At 69.9% G+C, this 26773-nt stretch carries 15 protein-coding genes and 1 pseudogene; 9 read left to right on the top strand and 7 right to left on the bottom strand.

What is annotated here, in order from left to right; genetic code table 11:
- The first annotated feature begins 104 nt into the window (after window positions 1-104).
- Window positions 105-2471, top strand: a complete 2367-nt coding sequence (locus tag OG734_RS41000) for a glycoside hydrolase family 31 protein (protein WP_330292453.1) — start codon at window positions 105-107, stop codon at window positions 2469-2471.
- A gap of 6 nt (window positions 2472-2477) precedes the next feature.
- Here OG734_RS41000 and OG734_RS40995 read toward each other — a convergent pair whose 3' ends face one another.
- Entirely contained in the window at window positions 2478-3011 is a 534-nt protein-coding gene (locus OG734_RS40995) for an NUDIX domain-containing protein (RefSeq protein ID WP_330292452.1), read from the bottom strand.
- Between the two features lie 246 nt (window positions 3012-3257).
- Between OG734_RS40995 and OG734_RS40990 the strand changes: the two genes are divergently transcribed.
- The 4 genes and pseudogenes from OG734_RS40990 to glpK all read left to right on the top strand — a co-directional run bounded on the left by OG734_RS40990 (window position 3258) and on the right by glpK (window position 7567).
- Window positions 3258-3683 (top strand): Zn-ribbon domain-containing OB-fold protein, encoded by a 426-nt coding sequence (locus OG734_RS40990; RefSeq protein WP_330293973.1) that lies wholly within the window; start codon window positions 3258-3260, stop codon window positions 3681-3683.
- Entirely contained in the window at window positions 3680-4870 is a 1191-nt protein-coding gene (locus OG734_RS40985) for a lipid-transfer protein (protein WP_330292451.1), read from the top strand. The genes OG734_RS40990 and OG734_RS40985 overlap by 4 nt, the downstream gene beginning before the upstream one ends.
- A gap of 403 nt (window positions 4871-5273) precedes the next feature.
- A pseudogene (locus OG734_RS40980) lies at window positions 5274-5998 on the top strand (MIP/aquaporin family protein).
- Window positions 5999-6055: 57 nt separating this feature from the next.
- Window positions 6056-7567 (top strand): glycerol kinase GlpK, encoded by a 1512-nt coding sequence (gene glpK / locus OG734_RS40975; RefSeq protein ID WP_330292450.1) that lies wholly within the window; start codon window positions 6056-6058, stop codon window positions 7565-7567.
- A 106-nt stretch (window positions 7568-7673) separates the two neighbouring features.
- On the opposite strand, the gene OG734_RS40970 is transcribed toward glpK, so the two are convergent.
- Genes OG734_RS40970 through OG734_RS40950 form a run of 5 tightly spaced genes read right to left on the bottom strand, consistent with a single transcriptional unit; the run spans window position 7674 to window position 15782 of the window.
- On the bottom strand, window positions 7674-8279 hold the full coding sequence (locus OG734_RS40970; protein ID WP_330292449.1) for a GTP-binding protein: 606 nt from the start codon (window positions 8277-8279) through the stop codon (window positions 7674-7676).
- Window positions 8260-11907: a hydantoinase B/oxoprolinase family protein gene (locus OG734_RS40965; RefSeq protein ID WP_330292448.1), complete on the bottom strand. Its 3648-nt coding sequence runs from the start codon at window positions 11905-11907 to the stop codon at window positions 8260-8262. The genes OG734_RS40970 and OG734_RS40965 overlap by 20 nt, the downstream gene beginning before the upstream one ends.
- A gap of 24 nt (window positions 11908-11931) precedes the next feature.
- Complete coding sequence (locus tag OG734_RS40960; RefSeq protein ID WP_330292447.1) at window positions 11932-12327, bottom strand: DUF742 domain-containing protein; 396 nt, start codon at window positions 12325-12327, stop codon at window positions 11932-11934.
- A gap of 9 nt (window positions 12328-12336) precedes the next feature.
- Window positions 12337-12777 carry a roadblock/LC7 domain-containing protein gene (locus OG734_RS40955; protein ID WP_318318697.1) on the bottom strand — a complete coding sequence of 147 codons (441 nt, stop codon included), beginning with the start codon at window positions 12775-12777 and terminating at the stop codon, window positions 12337-12339.
- Complete coding sequence (locus tag OG734_RS40950; RefSeq protein WP_330292446.1) at window positions 12774-15782, bottom strand: sensor histidine kinase; 3009 nt, start codon at window positions 15780-15782, stop codon at window positions 12774-12776. The genes OG734_RS40955 and OG734_RS40950 overlap by 4 nt, the downstream gene beginning before the upstream one ends.
- Window positions 15783-16202: 420 nt before the next feature.
- Between OG734_RS40950 and OG734_RS40945 the strand changes: the two genes are divergently transcribed.
- The 4 genes from OG734_RS40945 (at window position 16203) to OG734_RS40930 (ending at window position 21963) form a co-directional block, all read left to right on the top strand.
- Complete coding sequence (locus tag OG734_RS40945; RefSeq protein ID WP_330293972.1) at window positions 16203-16772, top strand: hypothetical protein; 570 nt, start codon at window positions 16203-16205, stop codon at window positions 16770-16772.
- Between the two features lie 405 nt (window positions 16773-17177).
- Window positions 17178-18638, top strand: a complete 1461-nt coding sequence (locus tag OG734_RS40940) for an aldehyde dehydrogenase family protein (protein WP_330292445.1) — start codon at window positions 17178-17180, stop codon at window positions 18636-18638.
- A 141-nt stretch (window positions 18639-18779) separates the two neighbouring features.
- Complete coding sequence (locus tag OG734_RS40935; protein WP_330292444.1) at window positions 18780-20351, top strand: APC family permease; 1572 nt, start codon at window positions 18780-18782, stop codon at window positions 20349-20351.
- 61 nt (window positions 20352-20412) lie between these two features.
- A complete protein-coding gene (locus OG734_RS40930) occupies window positions 20413-21963 on the top strand; it encodes a GMC family oxidoreductase (protein WP_330292443.1) in 1551 nt (516 codons plus the stop codon).
- A 30-nt stretch (window positions 21964-21993) separates the two neighbouring features.
- Here the strand turns inward: OG734_RS40930 and OG734_RS40925 are convergent, their stop codons facing one another.
- Entirely contained in the window at window positions 21994-26727 is a 4734-nt protein-coding gene (locus tag OG734_RS40925) for a hypothetical protein (protein WP_330292442.1), read from the bottom strand.
- Window positions 26728-26773 lie beyond the last annotated feature (46 nt).

Genomic DNA, 26773 nt, shown 5'->3' with positions numbered 1-26773 from the left:
CCGCGCCGGGGTCGTGTCGTGGAGATGAAGATGTGGTCCCTACCAGGATGAACGGCTGCTGAACAGTACGCACATGAGGTGAAGTCAGTGGCAGGCTGAGCAGCATGAACGGTCGTGACCTGGTGCGTTCGGTGAAGGCGGTCGGTTCGGCGGGGGCGGCCCAGGGGTTGCGTACCGTGCGGGCCGCATGGCGCAGGAGGCGTGCCGATGCCGCCGGGCTGCCGCCTCGGGGCATCGAGCGCGCGCGGGTGCCCGGGCTCGTGCGGCACGTGGAACCGGGGCCCGGTGGCGGTGTCGTCCGGTTCGCGAGGTCCGAGCTGCGGATCACCGTTGCCGTCAGTGGGGCGGTCTTCTGGGGCTGGGACGGGGCCGGTCCCGAGCCGTCGTACGCACTCGCCGGCCGCTGTCCGGAGCCGGATCCCCGTGCTTCGCTGGAACCGGACAAGGACGGTGGCTGGCGGGTCGTGGCCGAGCGGGTGACGGTCGTGGTCTCACGGCACGGTGCGGTGGAAGTGCTCACCCCCGGCGGAGTGAGCTTGCGACGGGAGCTGCCGCCACGCTGGTGGGAGCCCGTGGGTGGCGGCGCGAGCCGCTGGATGCAGCGCTCCGAAGTGGCAGCGGACGCGAAGTTCTTCGGGCTCGGCGGGCGCGCCGCTGGACTCCGGCTGCGCGATGGGACGTACCGCCTGTGGAACACAGATCCCGGTCGCGCCTTCGGTCCCGGTGACGATCCGCTGTACATCACCATGCCGGTGCAGTTGGTGGTGGCCGACGCGGCGACCCATCTGGTGTTCCAGGACACCTCCTGGGACGGCACGGTGACACTGCGGGAGGGCGAGGAGGGAGCGGGTTCCGGGCATGACCGGGCCGGAACGAGCGAGTTGCGGATGGATGGCGGGCCGCTGCGCTGCTGGATGATGGTGGGGACCCCCGCGCGCGTGCTGCACACCTGGGCCACCCTCACGGGTGCGCCTGCGCTACCGCCCGCATGGGCCCTGGGCCACCATCACGCGCGCTGGGGCTTCGGCGGCGAGCAGGAGGTTCGGCGGATTGTCGCGGGCTATCAGAATCACGATCTGCCGCTCGACGCCGTCCATCTCGACATCGACCACTTCGACGGACATCAGGTGTTCACCGTCGACCAGGAGCAATATCCCAAGCTACCGGCCCTCGCCGAGGATCTGCGGCGCGACGGGATCCGGCTGGTGTCGATCGTCGACCCGGCGGTCAAGGCCGCGCCGGGCAACACCGTGTATGACAGCGGGAGCGCCGAGGACGCGTTCGTACGGGATGCGTCGGGGCAGCTCGTACGAGGCGTCACATGGCCCGGGGAGTCGGTCCACCCCGATTTCACGCACCCGCGCGTGCGTGCCTGGTGGGGCCGGATGTACGAGGAGCGGCTCGGGCAGGGGTTCGCGGGGTTCTGGCACGACATGAACGAGCCCACTTCCTTCACCGCTTTCGGGGAGTCGACCCTGCCGCGTTCGGCCCGCCACGCGTTGGACGGGCACGGCGGCGACCATCGCGAGGCGCACAACGTGTACGCCCTGTGCATGGCCAGATCCGCTTACGAAGGGCTGCGCGAACTGGCACCGGAGGAGCGGCCGTTCATATTCTCCCGCTCCGGGTGGGCCGGTATGCAGCGCTACGGAGGGGCGTGGTCCGGGGACGTGGCGACGGGCTGGCCGGGGCTGCGGGCGTCAGTGTCGCTGGTCATGAGCCTCGGGCTGTGCGGAGTGCCCTATTCGGGCCCTGATGTGGGCGGCTTCGACGGGAGCCCGTCACCGGAGTTGTATCTGCGGTGGTTCCAACTGGGCGCCTATCTGCCGCTGTTCCGCACGCACGCGAGTCTGCGGGCCGGGCGCAGGGAGCCCTGGGAGTTCGGTGCGGAGGTACTCGCCCACGCGCGCGGGGTGCTCGTCGAACGCCGGCGCCTGTTGCCCTACTTCATGACGCTGGCGCATCTGGCGCGACGCACGGGGGCGCCTTATGTGCGGCCCTTGTGGTGGGGGGCGCCCGAGGACCGGGCCCTACGGGGCTGCGAGGACGCCTTTCTGCTGGGTGACTGCCTCCTGGTGGCGCCTGTGCTCGACCCGGGTGCGGACCGGCGTGCGGTGCAGCTGCCGCGCGGGCGCTGGTACGACACGGTGACGGGGCAGGCGTACGAGGGACCCTGTCAGCTGCTGATCGACGCCCCTTTGTCGCGGATCCCGGTTCTCGCGCGCGCGGGCTCCGTCGTGCCCGTGCGGGGCGACGACGGCGGCCTGGAGCTGGAGGCGTGGGCGCCCGCCCCCGGGCGTACCGGGGGCGGGCAGGTGGTGCCGGACGCGGGTGACGGGTGGGAGGAGCCGGAGATCGAGCGGTACGTCACGCGCTGGGAGGGGAGGCGGGTGGTTGTCGAGCGGGACGGGGACGACGGCGTGAGTGAGCCGCCCCACCCCGTACGCGTACGCGGACTCGGCGGGCGCTGAGCGGGCTCAGTAACGGCCTTCGAACCAGGCGCGGGCGGCCACCGTGTGCAGCGGGAAGGCGAGCTCCTGCGGCCTTCGCAGTAGGTGCCAGCCATCTGTCTCGTCCGTGGCGGCGGACTGCGGCAGCTGGTCGGCGGGGCGTTCCGGCAGGGCTCCGAAAAGCAGCAGGTGCCCGTCGGGCGAACTCATCGCGTCGACGAGCCGGACGTCGCGGCTCGCCGCCTCGATGCCCGTTTCCTCCCTTAGTTCACGGACAAGGGCCTGCCGCCAGTCCTCGCGATGGTCGACGTAGCCGCCGGGCAGGGCGATGCCTCCGCGCGCGGGGGCGACGGTTCGGGTGATGACGACCAGGGCAGCGCCTTTGGTGTCGTACACGGGCTGGAGTGCCACCGCGACGGGCAGCGGGTTGCGGTAGGCCACGGTGCCGCAGGCGGGGCAGGTGCGGGGCCAGCCGGAAACGCCCTCTCCGTAGGGCGCTCCGCAGCTCGAACAGTGGGAGTCGGGCGCGGAGTTGTCGGTTGATAGTTGTTTTACGGACACGCGGCGGACTGTATCCGATCATGTGGACGGAGCTCTTCCGGGGGCTCCTCAGAACACCACCGTGCGGCAGCGGGGACGGCCGGATCCACCCCCGTGGGCCCCGGCCGTCCCTACTGATACGACGACGCGCACAGGGCGTACGCGGTTCTGTGCGACGGCTGCCCAATCCGATGTGACCGTGCCACACTTCTGACGTTCCGTCAGATTCAGTTCTCTGGAGGGGATGTGGCACGCACCCGCACACCTGTGGTCGCAGGGTGGTTCACGGAAGACGGGGACGGCTTCGCGCTCCTCGGCACCCGCTGTTCGGCCTGCGCCTCGGTCTTCTTCCCGCGCGAGGACGTCCACTGCCGCAATCCGGGGTGCCGTGGCGGCGAGTTGGACGAGGTGCCGCTGTCCAGGCGCGGACGCGTCTGGTCGTACACCGACGGCCGGTACCGGCCTCCGTCACCGTATGTGAGCGATCCGGAACTTCCGTGGGAACCGTACGCGTTGATCGCTGTGGAGCTGGAGTCCGAGCGGATGGTGGTACTGGGACAGGCGGTTCCCGGGGTCACCGTCGCCGATCTGACGGTGGGTATGGAGGTGGAGATCGTCCCGGGGGTGCTTCACGAGGACGCGGAGACGATCTGGACGACCTGGAACTGGCGGCCGACGGGGGCGGTGAAATGACCGGAGAGGTGGCAGTGCTCGGCGTGGGCATGCACCCCTGGGGCAAGTGGGGGCGTGGCTTCACCGAGTACGGCACGACAGCCGCGCGCGCGGCACTCGCCGACGCGGGGGTCGACTGGCGGGACGTCGACTCGGTCGTCGGTGCGGACACCGTGCGCGGCGGCTATCCCGGGTACGTGGCGGGGGCGACGTTCGCCAAGGCGCTGGGCTGGCAGGGTGCCCGGGTGACCAGTGTGTACGCGGCGTGCGCGTCCGGGGCGCAGGCGGTCGCCGTGGCACGCGCACAGATCCTCGCGGGGCTCGCGGAGGTGGTACTCGTGGTGGGCGCGGACTCTGCGCCGAAGGGGTTCTTTCGGCCGGCCGGCGGTGACCGGTCCGACGACCCGGACTGGCTGCGGTTCCGGGTCCTGGGGGCGACGAACCCGACGTACTTCGGGCTGTACGCGCGACGGCGGATGTCCGTCCACGGCGACACCCTGGAGGACTTCGCGCAGGTCAAGGTGAAGAACGCCGCCCTGGGTGCACTCAACCCCAACGCGCGCTACCGCAAACGGGTCACCGCCGACGAGGTCGCCGCGTCCGCGGTGGTGGCCGATCCGCTGCGGCTGCTCGACATCTGCGCCACCTCGGACGGCGGCGCCGCGCTGGTTCTGACCGGCATGGAGTTCGCGCGTCGGCACGGTGTGGCGGAGCCGGTGCGGATCCGGGCGGTGTCCACGATGACACCGCGGTACCCCACCACCGTGCTGGACCTGCCGGACATCGCCACGGACTCGGCGGCGACGGTGGAGCCGCCGGACGGCACTTTCCGGGCCTCGATCGTGCAGGCCGCCTACGAGGAGGCGGGCATCTGCCCAGAGGACCTCTCCCTGGCCGAGGTCTACGACCTGTCCACGGCCCTGGAACTGCAGTGGTACGAGGATCTGGGTCTGTGCGATGAGGGCGAGGCGGCGAAGCTGCTGCGGGAGGGCGCGACGGCACTGGGCGGGCGAATACCCGTCAACACCAGCGGTGGCCTCGCCTCCTTCGGAGAGGCCGTGCCCGCGCAGGCCATCGCTCAGGTGTGCGAGCTAACGTGGCAACTGCGCGGCGATGCCGGTGACAGACAGGTCACAGGGGCACGCGTGGGTGCCACGGCCAACCAGGGCCTGTTCGGGCACGGTTCGTCGGTGATCGCGGTGCGGTGAGGTATCGCTCCCCGGCGCTCCTGGACAGAGGCACCCCGTTTCGCCGTCCAGCCGGTCGCCAACCGCCCCGAGAGAGGTGACCTCCCCGCGGGGACGACCACCGCACCCCCACGGCACCTCAACCATTGTCGTCGGCAACCTTGACGCCCACAGGACGTCGGAGAACACTTCCGGTGTCAGTCGGCATCGCCGCACATTCTCGGCGTATTCAGACAATGCGCCGTGCGGGCCCCCTCTGAGCCACGGGCCTTCCCCCTGCGTGCGATTCGGCTGCGACAGCACGCTCGTCACGGACGCCGGGTGGGCGCGGGAACTCCCCGTCCACGGCTGAAGTAGCCATGGGAACGCACTCTGCAAGGTCGACCGGGGCCGGATCGCCCCGGGCGAGGGCCCAGGAGCCGCCATGAGCAATGGGGACATCTTTGTCGGCGAGATCATCGGTACAGCGATTCTGATCCTCTTCGGCACCGGCGTGGTCGCCGCTGTCGTACTGAACTACTCCAAGGCGAAGGACGCCGGCTGGGTGGTCATCACCTTCGGCTGGGGCTTCGGCGTACTCGCCGGGGCATACACCGCCGCACCGCTGTCCGGTGGGCATCTCAACCCCGCGGTGACGATCGGGATCGCCATCGACACCGGGGACTGGGACCAGGTGCCCGTCTACATCGCCGGGCAGATGGTCGGCGCCTTCCTCGGCGCGATCCTGTGCTGGCTGGTCTACTTCGCCCAGTTCCAGGCCAACGCCGAGGAGGAAATGGCGCAGCCGACGCTCGGGATCTTCTCCACCACGCCCGCGATCCGCAATCCCGTCGCGAACCTCATCACCGAGATCATCGCGACCATGGGCCTGGTTCTGCCGATCCTGGCATTCGGTCTGACCAAGGGGCTCGGCGAGTCCGGCACGGCAATTCTGATCGTCTCCTTCCTGGTGGTCGGCATCGGTCTGTCGCTCGGCGGCCCCACGGGGTACGCCATCAATCCGGCCCGTGACCTGGGTCCGCGCATCGCCCACGCCCTGCTCCCGATCCCCAACAAGGGCACCTCGGACTGGAGTTACGCGGGATCCCGGTGGTGGGGCCGCTGATCGGCGGCGCGCTGGCGGGGATCGTCTTCAACACAGCCTTCTGACGCACACGCGCGCCTTTCCAGGTGCAGAATTCCGGAGCTTCCCACGAAGGGGACGTCATGACGGACAAGTTCGTCGCCGCGATCGACCAGGGCACCACGTCCAGCCGCTGCATCGTCTTCAACCAGGACGGCGCGATCGTCGCCGTCGACCAGCGCGAGCACCGCCAGATCTTCCCCAAGCCCGGGTGGGTGGAACACGACGCTACCGAGATCTGGTCGAAAGTGCAGGCTGTGGTGGCGGGGGCACTCGCCAAGGCCGGGCTGCGCGCCGACCAGCTCAGCGCGCTCGGCATCACCAACCAGCGCGAGACGACAGTCCTGTGGGACCGCGCCACAGGCAAGCCGGTCCACAACGCGATCGTCTGGCAGGACACGCGTACAGCGGCACTCTGCAACGAACTCGGCGGCACTGACGGCCAGGACCGTTTCCGCGAGCAGACCGGACTGCCCCTGGCCAGCTACTTCTCCGGCCCCAAGGCGGCCTGGCTGCTGGACAACGTGCCGGGGCTGCGCGCCCGCGCCGAGCGCGGCGAGATCGCCTTCGGCACCATCGACTCCTGGCTCATCTGGAACCTGACGGGCGGTACGGACGGCGGGCGCCACGTCACCGACGTGACCAATGCCGGCCGTACCATGCTGATGGACCTGGAGACCCTCCAATGGGACGCGTCCATCCTGTCCGCGATGAACGTCCCCGAGAAGATCCTCCCCGAGATCAAGTCCTCGTCCGAGGTGTACGGCACCGCGGTGGGCCAACTAGCGGGCGTCCCTGTGGCCTCCGCGCTCGGCGACCAGCAGGCCGCGGTGTTCGGCCAGGCCTGCTACGACGTGGGGACGGCCAAGAACACGTACGGCACCGGCAGTTTCCTGCTGCTCAACACCGGTAACCGTCCCGTTCCCTCGAAGAACGGTCTGCTGACCACGATGGGCTACAAGATCGGCGGCGAGGCTCCCGTCTACTGCCTCGAAGGGGCCATCGCGATCACCGGGGCGCTGGTGCAGTGGTTCCGCGACCAGCTCGGCATCATCCGTACCGCCGACGAGATCGAGACGCTCGCGGCGAGCGTCGACGACAACGGCGGGGCGTACATCGTGCCCGCGTTCAGCGGCCTGTTCGCGCCCTACTGGCGCTCCGACGCGCGCGGGGTGGTCACCGGCCTCACGCGGTACGTCACCAAGGGGCATCTGGCGCGCGCGGTGCTGGAGGCGACGAGCTGGCAGACGCGGGAGGTCGTGGACGCCATGTTCCAGGACTCCGGGGTGAGCATCACGACCCTGAAGGTGGACGGCGGCATGACGAAGAACAACCTGCTGATGCAGCACCAGGCAGACGTCCTCGGGGTGCCGGTCATCCGTCCGAAGGTCTCCGAGACGACCTGCCTGGGAGCGGCGTACGCGGCCGGGCTCGCCACCGGGGTGTGGAACGACCTCGATGAGCTCAAGTCGCACTGGCGGAAAGACGTCGAGTGGACGCCTGCCATGGAGGCGTCGGTCCGCGACCGCGAGTACCACAACTGGCGCAAGGCCGTGGAGAAGAGCTTCGGTTGGGAGGACGCCGGTCAAGGCTAGAGCCCTCGCTCGAAAGACACGTCCACGCGCGCGTGCCATTGGACCGCGGCCCGTACCCCGGTCGGCGGGGGTACGGGTCGTGCGCGTGCGGGGTGGAGGAAGGCTGTCAGGTGGTGACGGTGGCGCGGCGGTCGGCCGCGTACGCCATCGCATGCTGGACGACTCCGATGAGAACCTCCTTGACCGACTCCCGGTCGCGCGCGTCGCACAGCACGAGCGGCACGTTGGGGTCGAGATCGAGCGCCGCCCGGACGGACTGCGACGGGTAACGAGCCGCTCCGTCGAAGCAGTTGACGCCGACGAGGAAGGGTATGGAACGCCGCTCGAAGTAGTCGACCGCGGCGAAGCTGTCCTCCAGGCGCCGGGTGTCGGCGAGGACGATCGCGCCCAGCGCGCCGGTTGCGAGCTCGTCCCACAGGAACCAGAAACGGTCCTGTCCGGGCGTTCCGAAGAGGTACAGCACGAGGTCCTCGCGGAGCGTGATACGGCCGAAGTCCATGGCCACGGTGGTGGTGTTCTTGCCCTCCACCCCTCTGGTGTCGTCGACCGGGCGACCCGCCTCGGTGAGCAACTCCTCGGTGCGCAGCGGCTTGATCTCGCTGACCGCGCCGACGAGGGTCGTCTTGCCCACGCCGAATCCGCCGGCCACGAGGATCTTGAGCGTGACGGGCTCGACCGGGGGCTTGCCGCGCTCAGAACGCCCGAAGATCATCGGTCTCTTCTCCTGCTTGTTCGGGATCGGTCGACGGTGGGCCGTAGCCCCCGCCGCCGGGGGTTTCGATGACGAGTACGTCGCCGGGGACGACCTCCGCCGAGTCGCTGCCGCCGAGCACGGTGACCGTACCGTCCGCACGTTCGATGCGGTTGGCCCCCAGTGCTCCCGGGTCGCCGCCCGCCATACCGTACGGCGGAACCCTGCGGTGCTGCGACAACGTGGAGACGGTCATCGGCTCGGTGAACCGGAGACGGCGAACCGCACCGTCTCCACCGCGCCATTGTCCCGCACCGCCGCTGCCGCGCCGTACCGCGAACTCATCGAGCCGTACGGGCAGTCGCCACTCCAGGACCTCGGGGTCGGTGAGCCGCGAGTTGGTCATATGGGTCTGGACGACGGACGCGCCGGGAAATCCGTCGCCCGCACCGGACCCCGAGGCGATGGTTTCGTAGTACTGGTAACGCTCGTTGCCGAAGGTGACGTTGTTCATCGTCCCGGAGCCCTCGGCCTGGACGCCGAGCGCTCCGTACAGGGCCCCGGTGATGGCCTGCGAGGTCTCCACGTTGCCGGCGACGACGGCGGCAGGCGGCTCGGGAGCGAGCATCGAGGCGGGCGGCACGACGATGTGGAGCGGGCGCAGACAGCCGTCGTTGAGGGGGATGTCGTCGTCGACCAACGTGCGGAAGACGTACAGGACGGCCGCGTTGACGACCGCGAAAGGCGCGTTGAAATTGCTGGTCAGTTGGGCGGACGTGCCGGTGAAGTCGACTGTCGCGGAACGTTTTTCGCGGTCCACGGAGACGCGCACCCGGATGACGGCTCCCGAGTCGGTCTCATAGGCGAACTCACCCTCTTCCAGAGAGTCGATCACCCGTCGTACCGAGTCCTCGGCGTTGTCCTGGACGTGTTTCATGTATGCCTGAACGACGTCGAGGCCAAAGTTGTCGATCATCCGGGCGACTTCGTCGACGCCCTTCTGGTTTGCGGCGATCTGGGCGCGCAGGTCGGCGAGGTTGGTCCTGGGATTACGGGAGGGGTAGGGCGCCTCGGTGAGCAGACGGAAGGTCTCCTCCTCGCGGAAGCGGCCGTTCTCGGAGAGCAGCCAGTTGTCGAAGAGGACGCCCTCCTCGTCGATGGTGCGGCTGCCCGCCGGCATGGATCCGGGGGCGATGCCGCCGATTTCGGCATGGTGGCCGCGCGAGGCGACATAGAAGAGAATTCGGTCACTCTGCGTGTCGTCTCTGTCCGTCGCCATGCTCTCCGTGCCGAAGACCGGAGTGATCACGGTGACGTCGGGGAGATGGGTGCCGCCGTGGTACGGGTCGTTGACGGCGTACGTGTCGCCGACGCGCATGCCGTCGCCTCGGCGTGCGATGACCTCCTTGACGCTCGTACCCATGGATCCCAGGTGAACGGGGATGTGGGGTGCGTTGGCGACCAGGTTTCCGTCGGGGTCGAAGAGGGCACAGGAGAAGTCCAGGCGTTCCTTGATGTTGACGGACTGAGCTGTGGACTCCAGCCGGGCGCCCATCTGTTCGGCGATCGCCATGAAGAGGTTGTTGAAAACCTCCAGCCGAACGGGATCCACTTCCGTACCGAGATCGGAACTCTGCGTAATCGCCATGCGTTCCATGACCAGATGCCCGTCGTCGGTCGTCGTGGCCTGCCAGCCGTCGTCGACGACGGTCGTGGCGCCGGCCTCGGTGATGATCGCCGGGCCGGTGACCGTCTCGCCGGGGGGCAGTTCCTCACGGTGGTGCAGGGGTACGTCGTGCCAGGCACCGCCCGTGTGAAGCCTGACCGTCTCCGGGGCGGTGGTACGGGGACGGAATGCGGCGAGGGCGGAGAGATCGGGGGGTTCGGTGATGCCAGTGGCTTCCACGGAGAGGGCTTCGACGACTACGGGGCGGTCGAGGGTGAAGGAGTACGTGGCGCGATGACGTTCTTCGAAGGCGTGTTTCATCGCGTCGGGCTCGCCGAGCTCGACAGTCAGGGCCGTGTCCGTGCCGTCGTAGCGGAGTTCGGCGCGGCGGGTGACGTGGATGCGGTCCTCGGGGACGTCCTCGGCGAGGAGTTCGGCGCGGGCGGCGCCCGCCAGGTCTTCGGCGGTCTTCAGGACGCGGGGCATGGAGGCGGGTTCCAGGGGTGCCTCGACGGACTGTTCGCGCATGGCTGTGGTGTCGGCGAGTCCGATGCCGAGCGCAGAGAGGACACCGGCCATGGGCGGCACCAGTACGGTCCGGACACCGAGCGAGTCGGCGACCATGCAGGCATGCTGCCCACCCGCACCACCGAAGGTGGTGAGGGCGTACCGGGTGACGTCGTGGCCTTTCTGTACGGAGATCCGCTTCACGGCGTTGGCGATCCCGGCCACGGCGATCTGCAAGTAGCCCTCGGCCACCTGCTCAGGGCTGCGGCCGTCGCCGGTCCGTTCGTGGATCTCGTGGGCGAGGGCGGCGAAGCGGTCGCGGACGAGGGCGTCGTCGAGGGGCTGGTCGCCAGCGGGGCCGAACACCTTGGGAAAATGGGCGGGTTGAATACGCCCAAGTGCGACGTTGGCATCGGTGACGGTGAGTGGGCCGCCGCCGCGGTAGCAGGCAGGACCGGGGTCCGCGCCCGCGGAGTCGGGTCCCACACGGTAGCGGGAGCCGTCGAAGTGGAGGACGGAGCCACCGCCGGCGGCGACGGTGTGGATGTCCAGCATGGGGGCACGCAGACGCACACCGGCGATCTGGGTGGTGAAGACGCGTTCGTACTCGCCGGCGAAGTGCGAAACGTCGGTGGAGGTACCGCCCATATCGAAGCCGATGACACGGTCGAATCCAGCGAGCTGGGACATGCGGGCCATACCGACGATCCCGCCGGCCGGTCCGGACAGGATGGCGTCCTTGCCACGGAACTGACCGGCTCCGGTGAGGCCTCCGTTGGACTGCATGAACATCAGCCGCACGTCCTGGAGTTCGTCGGCGACGTGCTGGACGTAACGGCGCAGGACAGGCGACAGGTAGGCGTCGACAACGGCCGTGTCACCGCGCGGGACGAGCTTCATGAGTGGGCTGACCTCGCTGGACAGCGAGATCTGCGGGAAGCCCATGCGGCCGGCCAGTGCGCCGATGGCCTGTTCGTGCGCGGGGTGGAGGTGGCTGTGCATGCAGACCACTGCGACGGCGCGGATCCCGTCGTCGTAGGCCTCCTGGAGCGGCCCGGTGAGGGCGTCGAGGTCAGGGGCGCGCAGGACGGTGCCGTCGGCGGCGATGCGCTCGTCGACCTCGACGACCCGCTCATGGAGCAGCTCGGGAAGTTCGATCCGCCGGGCGAAGATACGGGGGCGGTTCTGGTAGGCGATGCGCAGCGCGTCGCGGAAACCGCGGGTGACGACGAGGAGCGTGCGTTCGCCCTTGCGTTCCAGGAGTGCGTTGGTAGCGACGGTCGTACCCATCCGAACGGCCTCAATGGGCTCCTGGGAGCCGCCGAGGAGTTCGCGTACACCTGCCACGGCCGCGTCGGCGTACCGGCCGGGCCTGTCGGACAGCAGTTTGTGAGTGAGCAGGCCACCGTCCGGGCGCCGCGCGACGATGTCGGTGAAGGTACCGCCTCGGTCGACCCAGAACTGCCAGCCTGCCACGTCTCTACCCCGCTTCCGCGCTGTTCAGAGCGCTCGGAGGCCGTTGATCACGTCGCGCAGAATACTCTCGTCCACGAGCTCGGCGGGGGGTACGGGACGCGTCACATGGACCATTTCCTCGTCCACGAGGTCCCCGATGAGGACCCGCACCACGCCGATGGGGAGATTGAGTTCGGCGGCGAGTTCGGCGACCGACTGGGGGGTGTCACGACAGAGTTCGACGATGTCCACGTGCTCCGGGGACAGCGTGTGGTCTGCTTCCGGGTCGTCCGCGTGCGCCTCCGTGACGACCACCGCGATCAGGTCCAGGCGGTGCTGGGCCGAATGGCTGGTGCGGCCTCGCGTCATGGCGTACGGACGGACGACCGGTCCGGCCTCGTCGTCGAACCAGTGGCTTCTGGGCTGCCCGTCTCCGCTCATGTCATTCCACTACCCGCCCGCGGGCAGATCGGTGCGCGGAGCAGCCGCCAGATGCACACCGACACGCTTCACCAGAAGAGTCATCTCGTAGGCGACCTGGCCCACGTCAGAGTCGGCGTCCGAGAGCACGGCCAGGCAGCTGCCGTCCCCGGCTGCCGTCACGAACAGAAAAGCGTCGTCGAGTTCGACGACCGTCTGGCGGACATTACCGGCGTCGAAGTGACGTCCCACGCCCTTGGCGAGGCTGTGGAAACCGGAGGCGACGGCGGCCAGGTGCTCGCTGTCCTCCCGGCTGAGGTCCTTGGAAACCCCGGTGGGCAGTCCGTCGCCGGAGAGCACGAGCGCTCTGCGGATGCTGGCGACCCGGTCGACGAGGTCGTCGAGGAGCCAGTTGAGCTCGCCCGACGCCTTGTCGCTCGCGGTCTGGCCGGTCGCCTTCGGTGCGGTCATCGACCGTCCCCCTTATCCGTTCCTTGTGCTGTGCCGTCCTGGGCGCTGTCGCCCACGGCGTTCTCCTCACGACCACGCTGCCAGCCACGCTGCAGGGAGGCCATGCGGCTGCGAACCTCGTCTGCGTCGCGGTCGAAGAGGTCTGCCCCGTCCTGGGTGCGGGGCTTCATCCGTTCGGCGCGCCGCTCCGGGCCGTCCCTCAGCTGCGGAGCCAGGTTGGCCTGCCGTACGCGGCGGGGCAGCCCTGCTGTGCCGGACGCCGCGGGGTCGGCGGCCGCACCGGGGCCGGCGGCAGTCCCGCCGGAGCCACCCCACCGATCGCGCTGCGGGAGGGCCGGGGTTTCCGGTGACAGCCCCCCGGCTCCCCGGGCGGGCGCGTCAGGACGGTGGCTGCCGGATCGGTCGCCGAAGCGCGAGGCAGACGGTTCCGTACGGTCGGTGAAGGTCCTGGAGCCCGCTGGATCCCTGCGGTCGTCGGAGCCCCGGCCGATGGTTTCGCCGCTGCGGTCCCACCCCCGCGCCGGGGACTCCGTGCGATCGCCGAAGCTGTCGTCCGCGTCAGTGCCGCGGCGGATCGCTGTCTCGCCCCGGCGGCGGGCCGGGAGCGGGGTCAGCGTGTCCGGGCCCGTCGAACCCTCGCTCTCCACCGGCTGCTCGTCCGTCGAGGACGGCATGCGCCGGGGCGACTGTTCCGTGACTGGACGACCGTGGGAGCTGACCAGCTTGGGTGTCCTCCGGCGCGGCAGTGCCACGGGGTCGCCCGGCAGGCCGGCCGCACTTTCGGGGTCGCGTGCCCCCCAGCCTCCGGAGGGCGGCTGGTGCTCCTCGCTGGGGAAGCCGCTCGTACCACCCGTCGCCCCGGTAAACGAGCGGCGTGGCCGGGAAAGTACGCCGTGTTCGCTGTCCGCGTCGTCGAACGGGCCGGGAAAGTCGTTGAGGGCGTCCAGGTCGACCGGCGCCTCCAGTTCGACCGGCCCGTCGATGAGCGAGGGGGGCAGGCCGGGGAGACGCACGGGCGCCTGTGTGAGGGCGGCCCTGCGGCTCCCCTCGAACTCGGCCTCCTTGGAGGGCTGGGCGCGGTCGAGGCGGAAGCCGATCCCGTTGGTGTCAGGGATGTCGTCGGTGAGGAGTGCGTCGGGGACGAAGACGACTGCCGTGGTGCCGCCGTACGGGGAAGGCTGGAGGGAGACACGGACGTTCTGCCGCTGGGCGAGCCGGCTGACGACGAACAGGCCGAGTCGGTCCGTGTCGGACAGTTCGAACTCGGGTGTCTCGGCGAGCCGCAGGTTGGCGTCGAGAAGTGCTTCGGCCGCCATGCCCAGGCCCCGGTCATGAATCTCCAGGGTGAACCCGTTGGCGACACGTTCGCCCAGAACCTGGATGGCCGTGTGCGGGGGCGAGAACACCGTGGCGTTCTCCAGAAGTTCGGCCACAAGGTGGGTGAGGTCGGCGACGGCCGGGCCGGTGACGGCCATCCGGGGCAGCCTGCGGACCTCGATGCGCTCGTAGTCCTCGACCTCGGCGACGGCGGCGCGTACGACATCCATCAGTTGGACGGGCTTGCGCCACTGTCGGGAGGGGGCTGCTCCGGAGAGGATCACCAGGCCTTCGGCGTGCCGACGCATGCGCGTGGTGAGGTGATCGAGGCGGAACAGATCGGCGAGTTCGTCGGTGTCCTCGGTCCTGCGTTCCATGGTGTCCAGCAGGGTGAGCTGTTTGTGCAGCAGGACCTGGCTGCGCCGGGCGAGGTTGACGAAGACCTCCGAGACTCCGGCGCGGAGTTCGGCCTGTTTGACGGCGGCCTCGACGGCAGCGCGCTGCAGGGTGTTGAGGGCCTGACCGACCTCGCCGATCTCGTTCTTGTCGTACTCCAGGCGCGGGACCTCGGTCTCCACGTCGACCTGTTCGCCGGCCGACAGACGGCGCATCACGCTGGGCAGCCGCACACCGGATGCCTCGTGGGCTTCCAGGCGGAGTTGGCGCAGGTCACGGATGAGGGTGCGGCCGATGCGTACGGACAGGACGAGCGAGAACAGCAGGGCGACCAGTCCGAGGACGCCGGCGATGACGACTTTGACGATGACACCCATGACGACCGGGCGGACGCGGTCCTGATAGCGGTCGGCCGACTGGTCGTTGAGTGTGCGGAGTTCGTCGAGGACGTCACCGGCGGTGGTGTCCCAGCTCTTCGCGGTGACGCCCCGAGGGTGACCGGACTCGGCGCCGATGGCGGCCTGTTCGGCCACGCGGAGCGGCGCGCTGGAGGCGTTCTTCCAGAACCGCTCGTAGCGTGCGCGGTCCGACAGCGGGAGCAGAGGCAGGCTGACGTCGTACATGACGGCGCGTTGCGCCACGAGGTCGGAGATGTCACGGGATTCGTCCCGGGAGAGCTTGCCGACGACCAAAGCCGAGCCGAGCAGGGCGTCCTCACGGGAGAGCAGTTCGCGCGCCCGGGCGATGTTGACAAGGGCGCGGGCCTGCTTGTCCATCTCCAGGTTGTCGATGACGTGCAGGTTGGCGAGCAGGGCGTAGCACGGGTCGACCAGGCGGTTGTAGAGATCGAGGGCCTGGAACCGGGTGACGGTGCCTTCCTCGACGCTGCGGCGCAGTGGGTCGATGCCGTCGAACGCCTCCAGGACGGCGGTGAGGCGCTCGCTGTCGCTGTCGCTGATCGAGTTGCGCACGTCGGACTTGTCGGCGTTGTCGCGGATCTTGTCGAAGACGTCATCGGTGGCGGTACGGCTGCGCCGCAGAGCAGCCAGCGCGTCGGAGGCACGGGGATCGGCAAGATAGACGAGGGTTTGGCGGCGCTCCTGTTGAAGCACGCGCACAGCGTCCTCGGTGGGGTAACTGACCTTCTCCACGATCGACGACACGTTGAACAGCTCGGCCGCCTCACGCCCCGTGAGCACCGTGGCGAAGCCCCAGATCGCGGTCAAGGACACCAGCGGCACGAGAAGCAGTGCCACGATCTTCCGGCGGATGGACTTCCCGCGAAAGCGCATGGCCTCCCCCAGCTCGCCCCCGTCGGCGCGGGGGTACACATGTGCGTCAATAATCGGCGTGAGCCTACTACTGACACACAGATAACTCGAAGACCTGTCCGGAGGCTGAACTTCTGTCCTCCCGGCAAGACATGACGAGTTGTCCGATCATTACGGGAGATTGCCTCCTCGAATCCGGCATCGACCGCAGGACGCCGACCGTCGGCCAACTTGGCCGTTTGGCTGGATTTTGTCGTTTCATGGGAATCATCGAGACACGCCGTTCGTCTTTGTACATAGGGAATGGGCGGCGGAAGCGGCAGCAGGATCTGCATCCCGCATCCAGGCGGCGTAAAACAACGCAAGCCGGGCAACCACTGGGGAGCCGGTGTCACCGACACCGGGACGGGCGGTCTGCTGGGCGGTGGGGAGTGACACGTGATGGGCACGGCGGAACGACGCGAGGTTCTGGGGAACGGCGTTGTGGCGCCCTTAGTGGTGCACGGGGACGCAAGGAGCATCAGCATCGGTCGGGACATAGGCGGCGGCAGGGGCGCCGACGGCATCGAGCCGTCCACCGCGTCGGCCGAGCAACTCCCCGCCCCAGCCAGGGCGGAGGCGCAGCCCTCATACCGACAGCTATGGGTGGAGGAGCCCGCGCGTCGACGTCGGCTGCCGGATCCGGTGCGCACGGCGGCTGTGCGGGCAGTGCTCGTCATCTCCGTCACGCTGATCCAGGCAATGGTGGCCTTCCTGTCGACGCTGGCCGATTCCTGGCTGGCCTTCCCGACGCTGCTCAGCAGCGTGGCCAGCACAGTGGTGGCCACCTGGGCCGCGCTCGACGTGTGGGTGACACGCCAGGTCTGGAAGCAGCGCAACGGCGTGGTGTCGACCCCGAGCAGCACGGCACGGGCACTGCGACGCGAGCGCCGCAAGGCGCGGGCAACCGCCCGGACCCAGGAGCGGATACACAGTCAGGGCGGCGGTTCCAGTCAGTTGTCGCATCTCTGAGGGCCTTGGACATGGGCGGGTAAGCCTCCCAGAGGAACGCAGCTGGGCAGGCTCGCGCGAGGAGTGCGGGTGGCCGCAGGGCCGTCGCGCTCCCCAGAGCGAGCACCGCAGCGTGAGCACCGCAGCGCAGAAGTTGATCACCGAAGACTTCAGCCGTCGAGCGGACTTTCGATTCCTGCGGTCAGGCGCGACCTGCGATGGCATCGCGGGCGTGGCGGAACGGTGGTGTGCTGGTGCCGGACGCGGGGATCGCTGACGGAAGCGCTCCCTCCCGCCGGGCGCGCCGAGCACTCCGACTCCGCCAGGCGTGTCGAAGATCACATTCGGCATGAACCACGGTCGGCCGGGGAGGCGCTCAGCCACAAGGGAGTCTCCGGTACGGCGCTGACCAGGAGGAACGAGAACATGCCCGAACTCTTCATCGGCGGAGCGTGGAGATCCGCACTCGACGAGCGCACCCGTGAGATCCGCTGTCCCGCCGACGGCTCTCTCGTCGGTGTCGTCGACGAGGCGGCCGCCAAGGACACGGTGGAGGCCATCGCCGCCGCCCGTCATGCGTTCGACGAGGGCCCGTGGCCGGGTACGCCGGCCGGCGAGCGCGGTGAGCTGCTGCTGCGCGTCGCCGACCTCATGGTCCGCGACAAGGACGAGCTGGCCCGCGCGGAGTCCCTCGACACCGGAAAACGACTGGTGGAGAGCGCCTACGACATCGACGACATCGTCAACTGCTTCCGCTACTTCGGTCGTCTAGCGGGCGGCGAGACCGGGCGGGTCATCGACACGGGTTCGCCGAGCGTGGACAGCCGGGTCGTGTACGAGCCGGTAGGTGTCTGCGCGCTGATCACTCCGTGGAACTATCCGCTGCTCCAGACGGCATGGAAGGTCGCCCCGGCGCTCGCGGCGGGCAACACCTTCGTCCTCAAGCCGAGCGAGCTGACCCCGCACACCGCGATCCACCTGATGCGGCTCCTGGCGGAAGCCGGACTGCCGGCGGGTGTGGCCAACCTCGTCCTCGGTGCCGGCCCTGAGGCGGGCGCGCCGCTCGGCGACCATTCGGACGTCGACCTTCTCTCCTTCACGGGCGGACTCCAGACCGGCCGCCGTCTGATGGCCGCCGCGGCGGGCACCGTGAAGAAGGTCGCGCTCGAACTCGGCGGCAAGAACCCCAACATCGTGTTCGCCGACGCCGACTTCGACACGGCCGTCGACATGGCGCTCACCGCTGTGTTCCTGCACTCCGGGCAGGTCTGCTCGGCCGGGGCCCGGCTGCTGGTGGAGGACTCGCTGCACGACCGGTTCGTCGACGAGGTCGTCCGGCGGGCCCAACTGATCCGGCTCGGAGGCCCGTTCGACGAAGACGCACAGACCGGCCCGCTGATCTCCGAGGCGCATCGCGCGAAGGTCGAGGCGTATGTCGCCCAGGGCCTGGCCGAGGGTGCGGTGCTGCGCTGCGGCGGGGCTCGTCCCGAGGGGCTCGACGACGGCTTCTACTACCCGCCGACGGTACTCGACGAGTGCGACGCCCGGATGACCGTCGTACAGGAGGAGTCGTTCGGTCCTGTGCTCACCGTGGAGCGGTTCACGGACGAGGCGGAAGCGGTCCGGCTCGCCAACGACACCGTCTACGGGCTCGCCGGGGGCGTTTTCACCACCGACGAGGCCAAGGCACAGCGGGTCGCAGCCAAATTGCGGATCGGCACGGTGTGGATCAACGACTACCACCCGTACGTCCCCCAGGCCGAGTGGGGCGGCTACAAGCAGTCCGGTTTCGGCCGCGAACTCGGGCCCTCGGGGCTCGCCGAGTACCGCGAGGCGAAGCACATCTGGCGGAACACCGATCCTTCGCCGCAGGGCTGGTTCTCGTAGCCCTGGTGCGCCATCTTCCTTGTACATCACCTCCCTTGTACGTCGCCTCCCTTGTGTGCGTCTTGAATGTGCGCCCCCATTGATTCCGGCACCCGCACCGAGCCGCTCCCTCCCACTCCCCGGCTCACCAGGAGTCCGCTCATGGCAACGACCGAACAACCAACAGGCCCAGAACCGACGGACGACGCCGAACTCGCCGAGTTCGGTTACAAGCCCGAACTCAAGCGCACCCTCGGCAACTTCCACACCTTCGCGGCCGGAATCAGCTACATCTCGATCCTGACCGGCACCTTCCAGCTGTTCTACTTCGGCTACGGCAGCGGCGGTCCCTCCTACTGGTGGTCGTGGCCGATGGTGTTCGCCGGCCAGTTCATGGTCGCGCTCTGCTTCGCGGAGCTGGCCGCCCGCTATCCCGTGGCGGGCTCGGTCTACAACTGGTCGAAGAAGATAGGCAATCCGCACCTGGGCTGGCTCGCCGGCTGGATGATGCTGATCGCCTCGATCGTGTCGATCTCGGCGGTGGCACTCGCCTACCAGCTCACCCTGCCGCAGATCTCCAGCGTGTTCCAGATCGTCGGGGACGGCACCGGCAAGTACGACGTGGCGACCAACGCGGTGATCCTTGCCGCGGTGTTGATCCTGTTCACCACGGTGGTGAACGCTTTCGGCGTCAAGCTGATGGCCACTATCAACACGGCGGGTGTCTTCATCGAGCTCGTCGCCACGGTCGTACTGATCGTCCTGTTCGCCGTGCACATCACCCGCGGTCCGCAGGTGGTCTTGGAGACGAACGGCACGGGCGCGGGCCACGGCGCCGGCTACCTCGGCGCGTTCCTGGTGGCCTCGCTGGCATCCGCGTACGTCATGTACGGCTTCGACACGGCCGCCTCGCTCGGCGAGGAGTCCGTGAACCCGTCCCGGAACGCGCCACGCGCCATCATCCGGGCGATCGTCGCCTCCTTCGTCCTCGGCGGCCTGATCCTTCTCCTCGCCCTGATGAGCGTCTCCAGCCTGAAGGGCGAACAGCTGTCCACGGACGGTCTGCAGTACGTCGTGCTCGATGTGCTCGGGTCGACGGCCGGCAAGGCGATGCTGTGGTGCGTGCTGATCGCGGTCACCGTCTGCGCGCTCGCCGTCCACACGGCGGCGATCCGGCTGGCGTTCGCGATGGCCCGCGACAACAACCTGCCCGCGTCCTCACTGCTCGCGAAGGTCAGCCCGCGCTTCCAGACGCCGGTACTACCTGCCGTGATCGTCGGAGTCCTGTCGCTGGCGATCCTGGTGGTCAACATCCGCCAGCCGCAGATCTTCACCGTCGTCACCAGCATCGGCATCATCATGATCTACCTCGCCTATCTGGGCGTCACCGGACCCATGTTGGTCGCACGGCTGCGCGGCAGATGGCAGCCGGCCGGCGACGGCAAGTTCTCACTGGGCCGATGGGGCCTGCTCGTCAACATCGGGGCCGTGATCTGGGGTGCCGCCATGACGACCAACCTGATCTGGCCGCGCGCCTCGGTCTACAACGCCACCGCCCCCTTCCACTGGTACCTCCAGTGGGGTGCCGTGCTGTTCGTCGCGGTCATCGCGGGTGGCGGCTTCGCCTACTACTGGTTCGTCCAGCGGCACCGGACTGGTGTGCTCGCCGGACACCGTCTTGAGGAGGCCCCGGCCGCGCCAGCCGCTCCCCTCGCCGCCCCGGCGGCCGACTGAAGGAGGTCAACCACCCATGGACCAACCCCACTTGGACCAACAAATCATGGGCCAGTCACTCATGAACACTGACGAGTTCGACTATGTGGTGGTGGGCGGTGGCACCGCGGGCAACGTGGTGGCGGCAAGGCTCTCGGAGGACCCGGCCGTCACGGTGTGCGTGCTGGAAGCGGGCCCGAGCGACGTCGGCGACGACGACGTCCTCAGACTCGAGCGCTGGATGGGCCTGCTGGAGTCCGGCTACGACTGGGACTACCCGGTCGAGCCGCAGACCAGCGGCAACAGCTTCATGCGGCACGCCCGCGCGAAGGTGCTCGGCGGCTGCTCGTCCCACAACTCCTGCATCGCCTTCTGGGCCCCGGCCGAGGATCTCGACGACTGGTCGGCGGCAGGCTGTACGGGCTGGAGCGCAGCCGACCTCTTCCCGCTCTACCGGCGTCTGGAGACCAACGACGGCCCTGGCGACCACCACGGCCGCACCGGCCCGGTGAAGCTCCGTACGCTGAAGAGCGAGGACCCGTGCGGCAGCGCCCTCCTGGAAGCGTGCGCGCAGGCCGGCATCCCGACCACCCCCTTCAACACCGGCGAGACGGTGGTCCGCGGAGCCAACTGGTTCCAGATCAACTCCGACGAGAACAACATCCGCCAGTCGTCCTCCGTCGCCTATCTCCACCCTGTCATGGGCAGACGGCCGAACCTTGAGGTACGGACGGGGGTGCGGGCGAAGCGGCTCGTGCTCGACGGGCGCCGGTGCGTGGGCGCCGAGTACCTCGACCCGGATCTCATCCACACCAGGACCGTACGGGCGCGCCGCGAGGTCATCGTGTCGTGCGGTGCGATCGACACCCCGAAGCTGCTGATGCTGTCCGGTATCGGACCGGCCGAGCAGTTGCGCGAGGTCGGCGTCGAGGTGGTCGTGGACTCGGCGGGCGTCGGCGAGAACCTGCAGGACCACCCCGAGGGCGTCATCATGTGGGACGCCAAGCAGCCGATGACCACGGCATCCAGTCAGTGGTGGGAGGCAGGCATCTTCTACGACACCGAACCGGGCCTGGACCGGCCCGACCTGATGTTCCACTACGGCTCGGTGCCGTTCGACATGAACACGGCTCGTTGGGGCTATCCGACCTCGGAGAACGCGTTCTGTCTCACTCCCAACGTGACCCGGGCGAAGTCTCGGGGCACGGTGAAGCTGCGCAGCCGCGACTACCGGGACAAGCCGAAGGTCGATCCGCGGTATTTCACGCACGAGCACGACGCGCGCGTGATGACGTACGGACTGAAGCTGGCGCGCCGGATCGCCGCCCAGCCCGCGCTGAGCGGCTGGGCGGGGGCGGAACTGGCCCCCGGGCCGGATGTCCGGACGGACGAGGAGCTGCTGGACTACATCCGCAAGACCCACAACACCGTCTACCACCCGGCCTGCACTGTGAAGATGGGCGCGGAGGACGACGCCTCGGCGCCGCTGGACGCACGGCTGCGCGTCAAGGGGGTCACGGGGTTGCGGGTTGCCGACGGGTCGGTGATGCCGGATCTGGTGTCGGTGAATCCGTGCATCACGACGATGATGATCGGCGAGAAGTGCGCTGACCTTTTGAAAGAGGATGCCTAGAGGGGCCATCGGCAGGGGGTGACTGCGAGTTCAGGGAGTTGCCGGCGCCGGCCTTTTGAACATTCGCGTCGCCGTGATCTCACTGTGCACGGCGTCTCCCTCCCCGGCCGGGGCCTGCTGCGGCAGCCCCGGTCGGAGGTGTTCCTCCACACGGATGTACTTCAGGCCCGCGCGGAGGTCGGCGTCGTTGCGGAGGCGGATGACGAGGGGGAACTCGGCGAGCGCGGTCGTGTCGAACAGGCCTGTGGTGTAGAGGAGTTGGACGCCGAGCGCGTCGGACACGGCTCGCTGGAGCTCCAGCAGGTACGTCGCGTTGGCGCGCCCGATGGGGTTGTCGAGGAACAACGTGCCGGCGTGCCGGTGCTTGTCGCGGCCCCGGTCGTTGCTGCGCAGTGCGGCCATCGTGCAGTACAGGGCGATGGCCGCGGTGAGCAGCTGGCCGCCCGAGAACACGTCGCCCATCTGCCCGACGGGTACACGCTCGGCGCGCAGTACGGCGTCGGGTTTGAGGATCTCGACGGCGATGCCCTTGGGCTGGAGCGCGGCGCCGACTCCCCTCAGGAGCAGGGACATTCCGTCCCGGCGCAGGTCGGAGTTCTTCTTGAGGGCCGCCCGGGTCGCCTCGTCGATGACCTCGCCGAGCCGCTCGGTCAGCGTCGCCTGGTCGGGCTCCTCGAACCGGATGCGCAGGAACTCCTGCCCGGACCACTCGCCGAGCCCCTCGGGCAGCCGGGACAGCCGCTGTGCGGACCGCAGGGTGGCCAGCGCCGACTCCACCAGCCCGCGCAGCCGGTCCACGATCGAGTCCCGGTTCCGCTCCAGCTGTGCCAACTCGTCGGTCAGCACCCGGAGTCGGGGCGCGAAGGCATCCGCCCACTTCTGCGCGTGCTCGGGCAGCGCAGACGCGGGCAGTTCACGGATCTGCTGGCGGGCGGGGGTGCGCACCGCCTCGTAGCGCGTGGAGTTGGCATGCCGTACGAGGATGTCGCTCGCCTCGCGCACAGCGCCTTCGGCGGCGGACAGGTCGGCGGCGCAGCCGCGCAGGGAGCGGCGGGCCTCGGCGGCCGACTGCCGTGCCTCCTCGGGGCTGCCGGGGTAGGGCTCGGGGGCTTCCTGCTCGTCGTCGGGGGTGTGCTCGCGCAGCTGGTCGCGGAGCATGGCGGCGATCTCGTCGAACCCGGAGGCCGCGTCCTCGGCCGCCCGGTGGGCGCCGAGCAGTTCGGCGTGCGCCTCTCTGGCCTGAGTCAACGCCTCGGTACGGGAGGCGAGTTCGGCGGTGGCGGTGCGCAGCAGGGCCTGGGCGTGCTCGGCGTCGCGCGGGACGAGTTCCTCGGCCAGCTCGGTGTGCGCCTCGCGGTCCTCGGGCGCGTGGCGCTCGGCCTCGCCGCGCAGTCGGCCGAGCTGCTCGCTGGCCGTGGACACCCGGGTCTCCAGGAGCTGCACCAGTTCCTCGGCCCGCGCGGAGGCAGCCTGCCGGGACGGTCCGTCGGATCCGTCGGGCGACTGCAACATTTGCTCGGCGCGCGTTCGCACCTTGTTGCTCAGCCGGTCCAGGTCCGCCCGGCTGGCGCTCTCCTCGCTCTCGGACCGAGCCTGCTCCGCCCGCAGGTCGGCTCCGACGCCGACCTTCTCGTACAGCTGGGAAGCGGCCCGGTAGGCCTCGCGGAGGGCGGGCAGCGACGACTTCGCGGCCTCCTCGTCTGCTTCCGGTACGTCATCGGGGGCGCCCGCGATCTCCGCGCGCTCGGCGCGCAGGGCGCGGGCCGTGCGGCGCGCGTCGTCGGCGGCGCGCTGGGTGGCGCGCCGGTCCTCGTCCGCGGACCGGGCACGCTCCAGGCAGACCTGGGCACGGGCCTCCGACTCGATGGCCTCATCGGCCAGTTCACGCACCTTGACCTGCCAGCCCGCGCGTTCGCGCAGCCGGTACGCCAGTCCGGCGAGCGCGTCGGCGGCACGTCGGGCCCGCTGGGCGGCCTCCTGCCTCTCGTCCCGCACCCGGGACGCCTCGCTCGCCACCTCGTCGGCCTCGGCCCGGACCGTCCGCGCCTCGGCCAGCTCGGCCTCGGTCTCCTCGGCGAAGGCACGCGCGTCCTGCGCGGCCCGGGCCAGCTCGACGAGCCGCCCGGCCGGACAGCCCGTACGCCAGGAGGCGAGCCGCGCGGCCAGCTCCCGGTCCTTTCCGAGCCGCGCCGCGAGCGTGCGGATCTCCTCCTCCCGCTCGCCCGCCCGGCCCCGCAGCGCCTGCCGTTCCTCGTCGGCGGCGTGCTCGTCGTGCATGGCCGGATTCGGCGGTACGAGGAACACGTCGCCGTCGCCCGGTCCAGGGGCCGGCGTGGGGGCGAGCAGGGCGGCTGCCGTACCGACCGCCACGGCCGACCGGGGCAGCAGGGCCGCCTCGGCGAGGGCCTCGCGGGCACGCGCGTGCGTCCCGGGGTCGGTGATGATGACGCCGTCGACGAGTTCGGGGCGGGCGGCCAGCACGCGCGCGTGGTCGGCGGGATCCACGGCCTGGGCGAGATAGCGCCAGCCGGGCAGCGCGGGGATGCCGTGCTCCCCGAGGAACTCGACGGTGGCCAGCACGTCGGGGCCGGGCGGCAGCAGTCCGCCGTCACCGAGCGCGCCGAGGATGCGGGCGTCGTCGGCCGCAGCGGTCCGCAGCTCGAAGAGCTGCCGCTCGGCGGAGGTGACGCCGTCGTCGAGCAACTCGTGGAGTTCGTCGGCGAAGCGGTCCAGTTCCTCGGAGGTCAGGGGACCTTCGTCGACGGTATGAGGGGCGCCCTTCCCACCCGACCCGGTCGTGCCCTCGGCCGCTCCCGCATCGGCACCGCCACGCGCGACCGACGTCCCGCCACCGCTGCGGTCGCTCGCACTCTGCTGGTGCGGCAGCGCGGCCCGGCCTCGCTGCCGTGCACCGCCGACGGACGGCAGGCTCAGCAGCTCGGCGAGGCGTTCCTCTCCCGCCAGGGCCTCGGCGGTGCGCCGCTCGGCGTCGAACGCGTGCTCGGCTGCCGTGGCCGCATCCGCCGCGCGGGCCGCGGTCAGCTCCGCGCGGGACTCTGCGGACGCCGCCTCACGCGCGTGCTCGGAGGCGCGCCTCGATGCCTCACGGGTGGTGTCCCAGGCCTCGACAGCTGTTTTCTCGGCGTCGCTCGCCGCGAGCGCGGCCCGTGCCGGGTCCGCGTCGGGAGCGCTGTCGTCGAGCCAGCCCGCGCGCACCGCCTCGGCGGTCTCCTGCTCGACCTCGCTGAGCCGCTGGCGCAGATGCCCGACCTCGCTGCGGGCACGCTGTGCCTCGGTTGCGGCCCCGGTCGAGTCCCGGTGCGCGGCCTCGCCGATCTCCTGAAGGGCGGCGGACCGCTCCTCCTCCTCGTTCGCGAGCGCCTCCGCGCCTTCCGCGGCCGAGTGCAGCGCCCGTACGAGGTCGACGGCGGCCTTGGCGCGGGCGGCGAGGGCCGGGGCCGCGTCCCGCTCGGCCTCGCGGATCGCGACGGCCACGCGCGCGGAGCGGTCGGCGGCGGCACGGTGCCGCAGGACGACCTCGGCGGCCTGCCAGGCGGAGTGCATGGTGCGCGCGTCGGCGAGTTCGCGCTTCTGCGCGGCTGCCGTCTTCTCCGCCGCCGCGAGGGCCAGGGAGGCGTGCCGGAAGGCGAGTTCGGCGGCGATCAGCGCGCTGTGCTCCCGCCCGCCCTCCGAATGGGTGACGGCGTACGCCGCGGCGGTGACCCGCTGGGCGAGATCGCCGGCCCGGACTCGTTCCTGGACGCCACGCGCGGACAGTCGGCGGGCGAGGGTGCGAGTCCGCCGCTCCGCGCCCACGTGGATGTCCCGCGCGCGGGAACGCGATTCCGCGGCCTCGACGATCCGTCCGAGCAGGTCCACGGACCCGGCGGTGAAGTCCCGTTCGGCGATCAGTTCGGACCGCCGCCCCAGCTTGTTGCCGAAGCCGCCGACCAGGTCGGCGAGCCCGTCCGTGTCCCGGGTGTCGGTGACCGCGCGCAGCAGCAGGTCGGTGAAGTCCGAGTCCTTCTTGACCGCGAAGAGGCCGGCGGCCTCACCCTCGTCGGCGTTCATCTCCCGCTGGTAGCGGAAGAGTTCGGGGTCGAGACCCAGCTCCCCCAGATGCTCGATCCACCGGTCGTGGATCTCCTCCCAGTGCACTTCGAGATGCGGATACGCCTTGCCCGCCTCGGTGATCGCGTCCCGGAAGCCCTTCATCGTGCGGCGCCGCCCCTGGGCCCCGGAGGCTCCCTCGACCGGTGGCCGTACGGCGGTGGACTCCGCGACGGGAAGGTTGTCGAGGCTCAGCCCCGGGCCGGGCCGGAACGAGTACCAGGCCTCGGCGAACTTCCGCGGATCGTTGGAGACCTGCCGCCCCCGCCACTCGCTCGCCTTGCCGACCACCACCAGCTCGCCGGTGAGCGTGTGCTGCCACTCCAGGGCCACATGCCCGCAGTCGTCGGCGAGCAGGAACTTCCGCAGCACACCGGAACTGGCACCACCGAGCGTGTTGCGGTGCCCCGGCAGCATCACGGAGAAGATCAACTTGAGGAGTACGGACTTGCCGCCGCCGTTCTCCAGGAAGAGCACGCCCGCGGGCGCGGGCCGGCGCGGCGGTCCGACGGGCTCGTCCTCGAAGAACTCCGCCTGGGTGGGCGCGGGGTCGGGCACCGGCTCACCGACACCCCGCAGGTCAAGCACGGTGTCGGCGTAGCGCGCACCGGCAGGACCGATGGAGTAGAGGCGGACCCGGGACAGCTCGTACATGGCGGACTCTCGTAGTCGTAAGGGAGTAGTCGGGTTGGGTGTGAAG

The organism is Streptomyces sp. NBC_00576, assembly GCF_036345175.1.
Classification (GTDB): Bacteria; Actinomycetota; Actinomycetes; order Streptomycetales; family Streptomycetaceae; genus Streptomyces.
The sequence above is the reverse complement of the archived record's forward strand: the minus strand, read 5'-3'. Positions and strand labels throughout refer to the sequence as shown.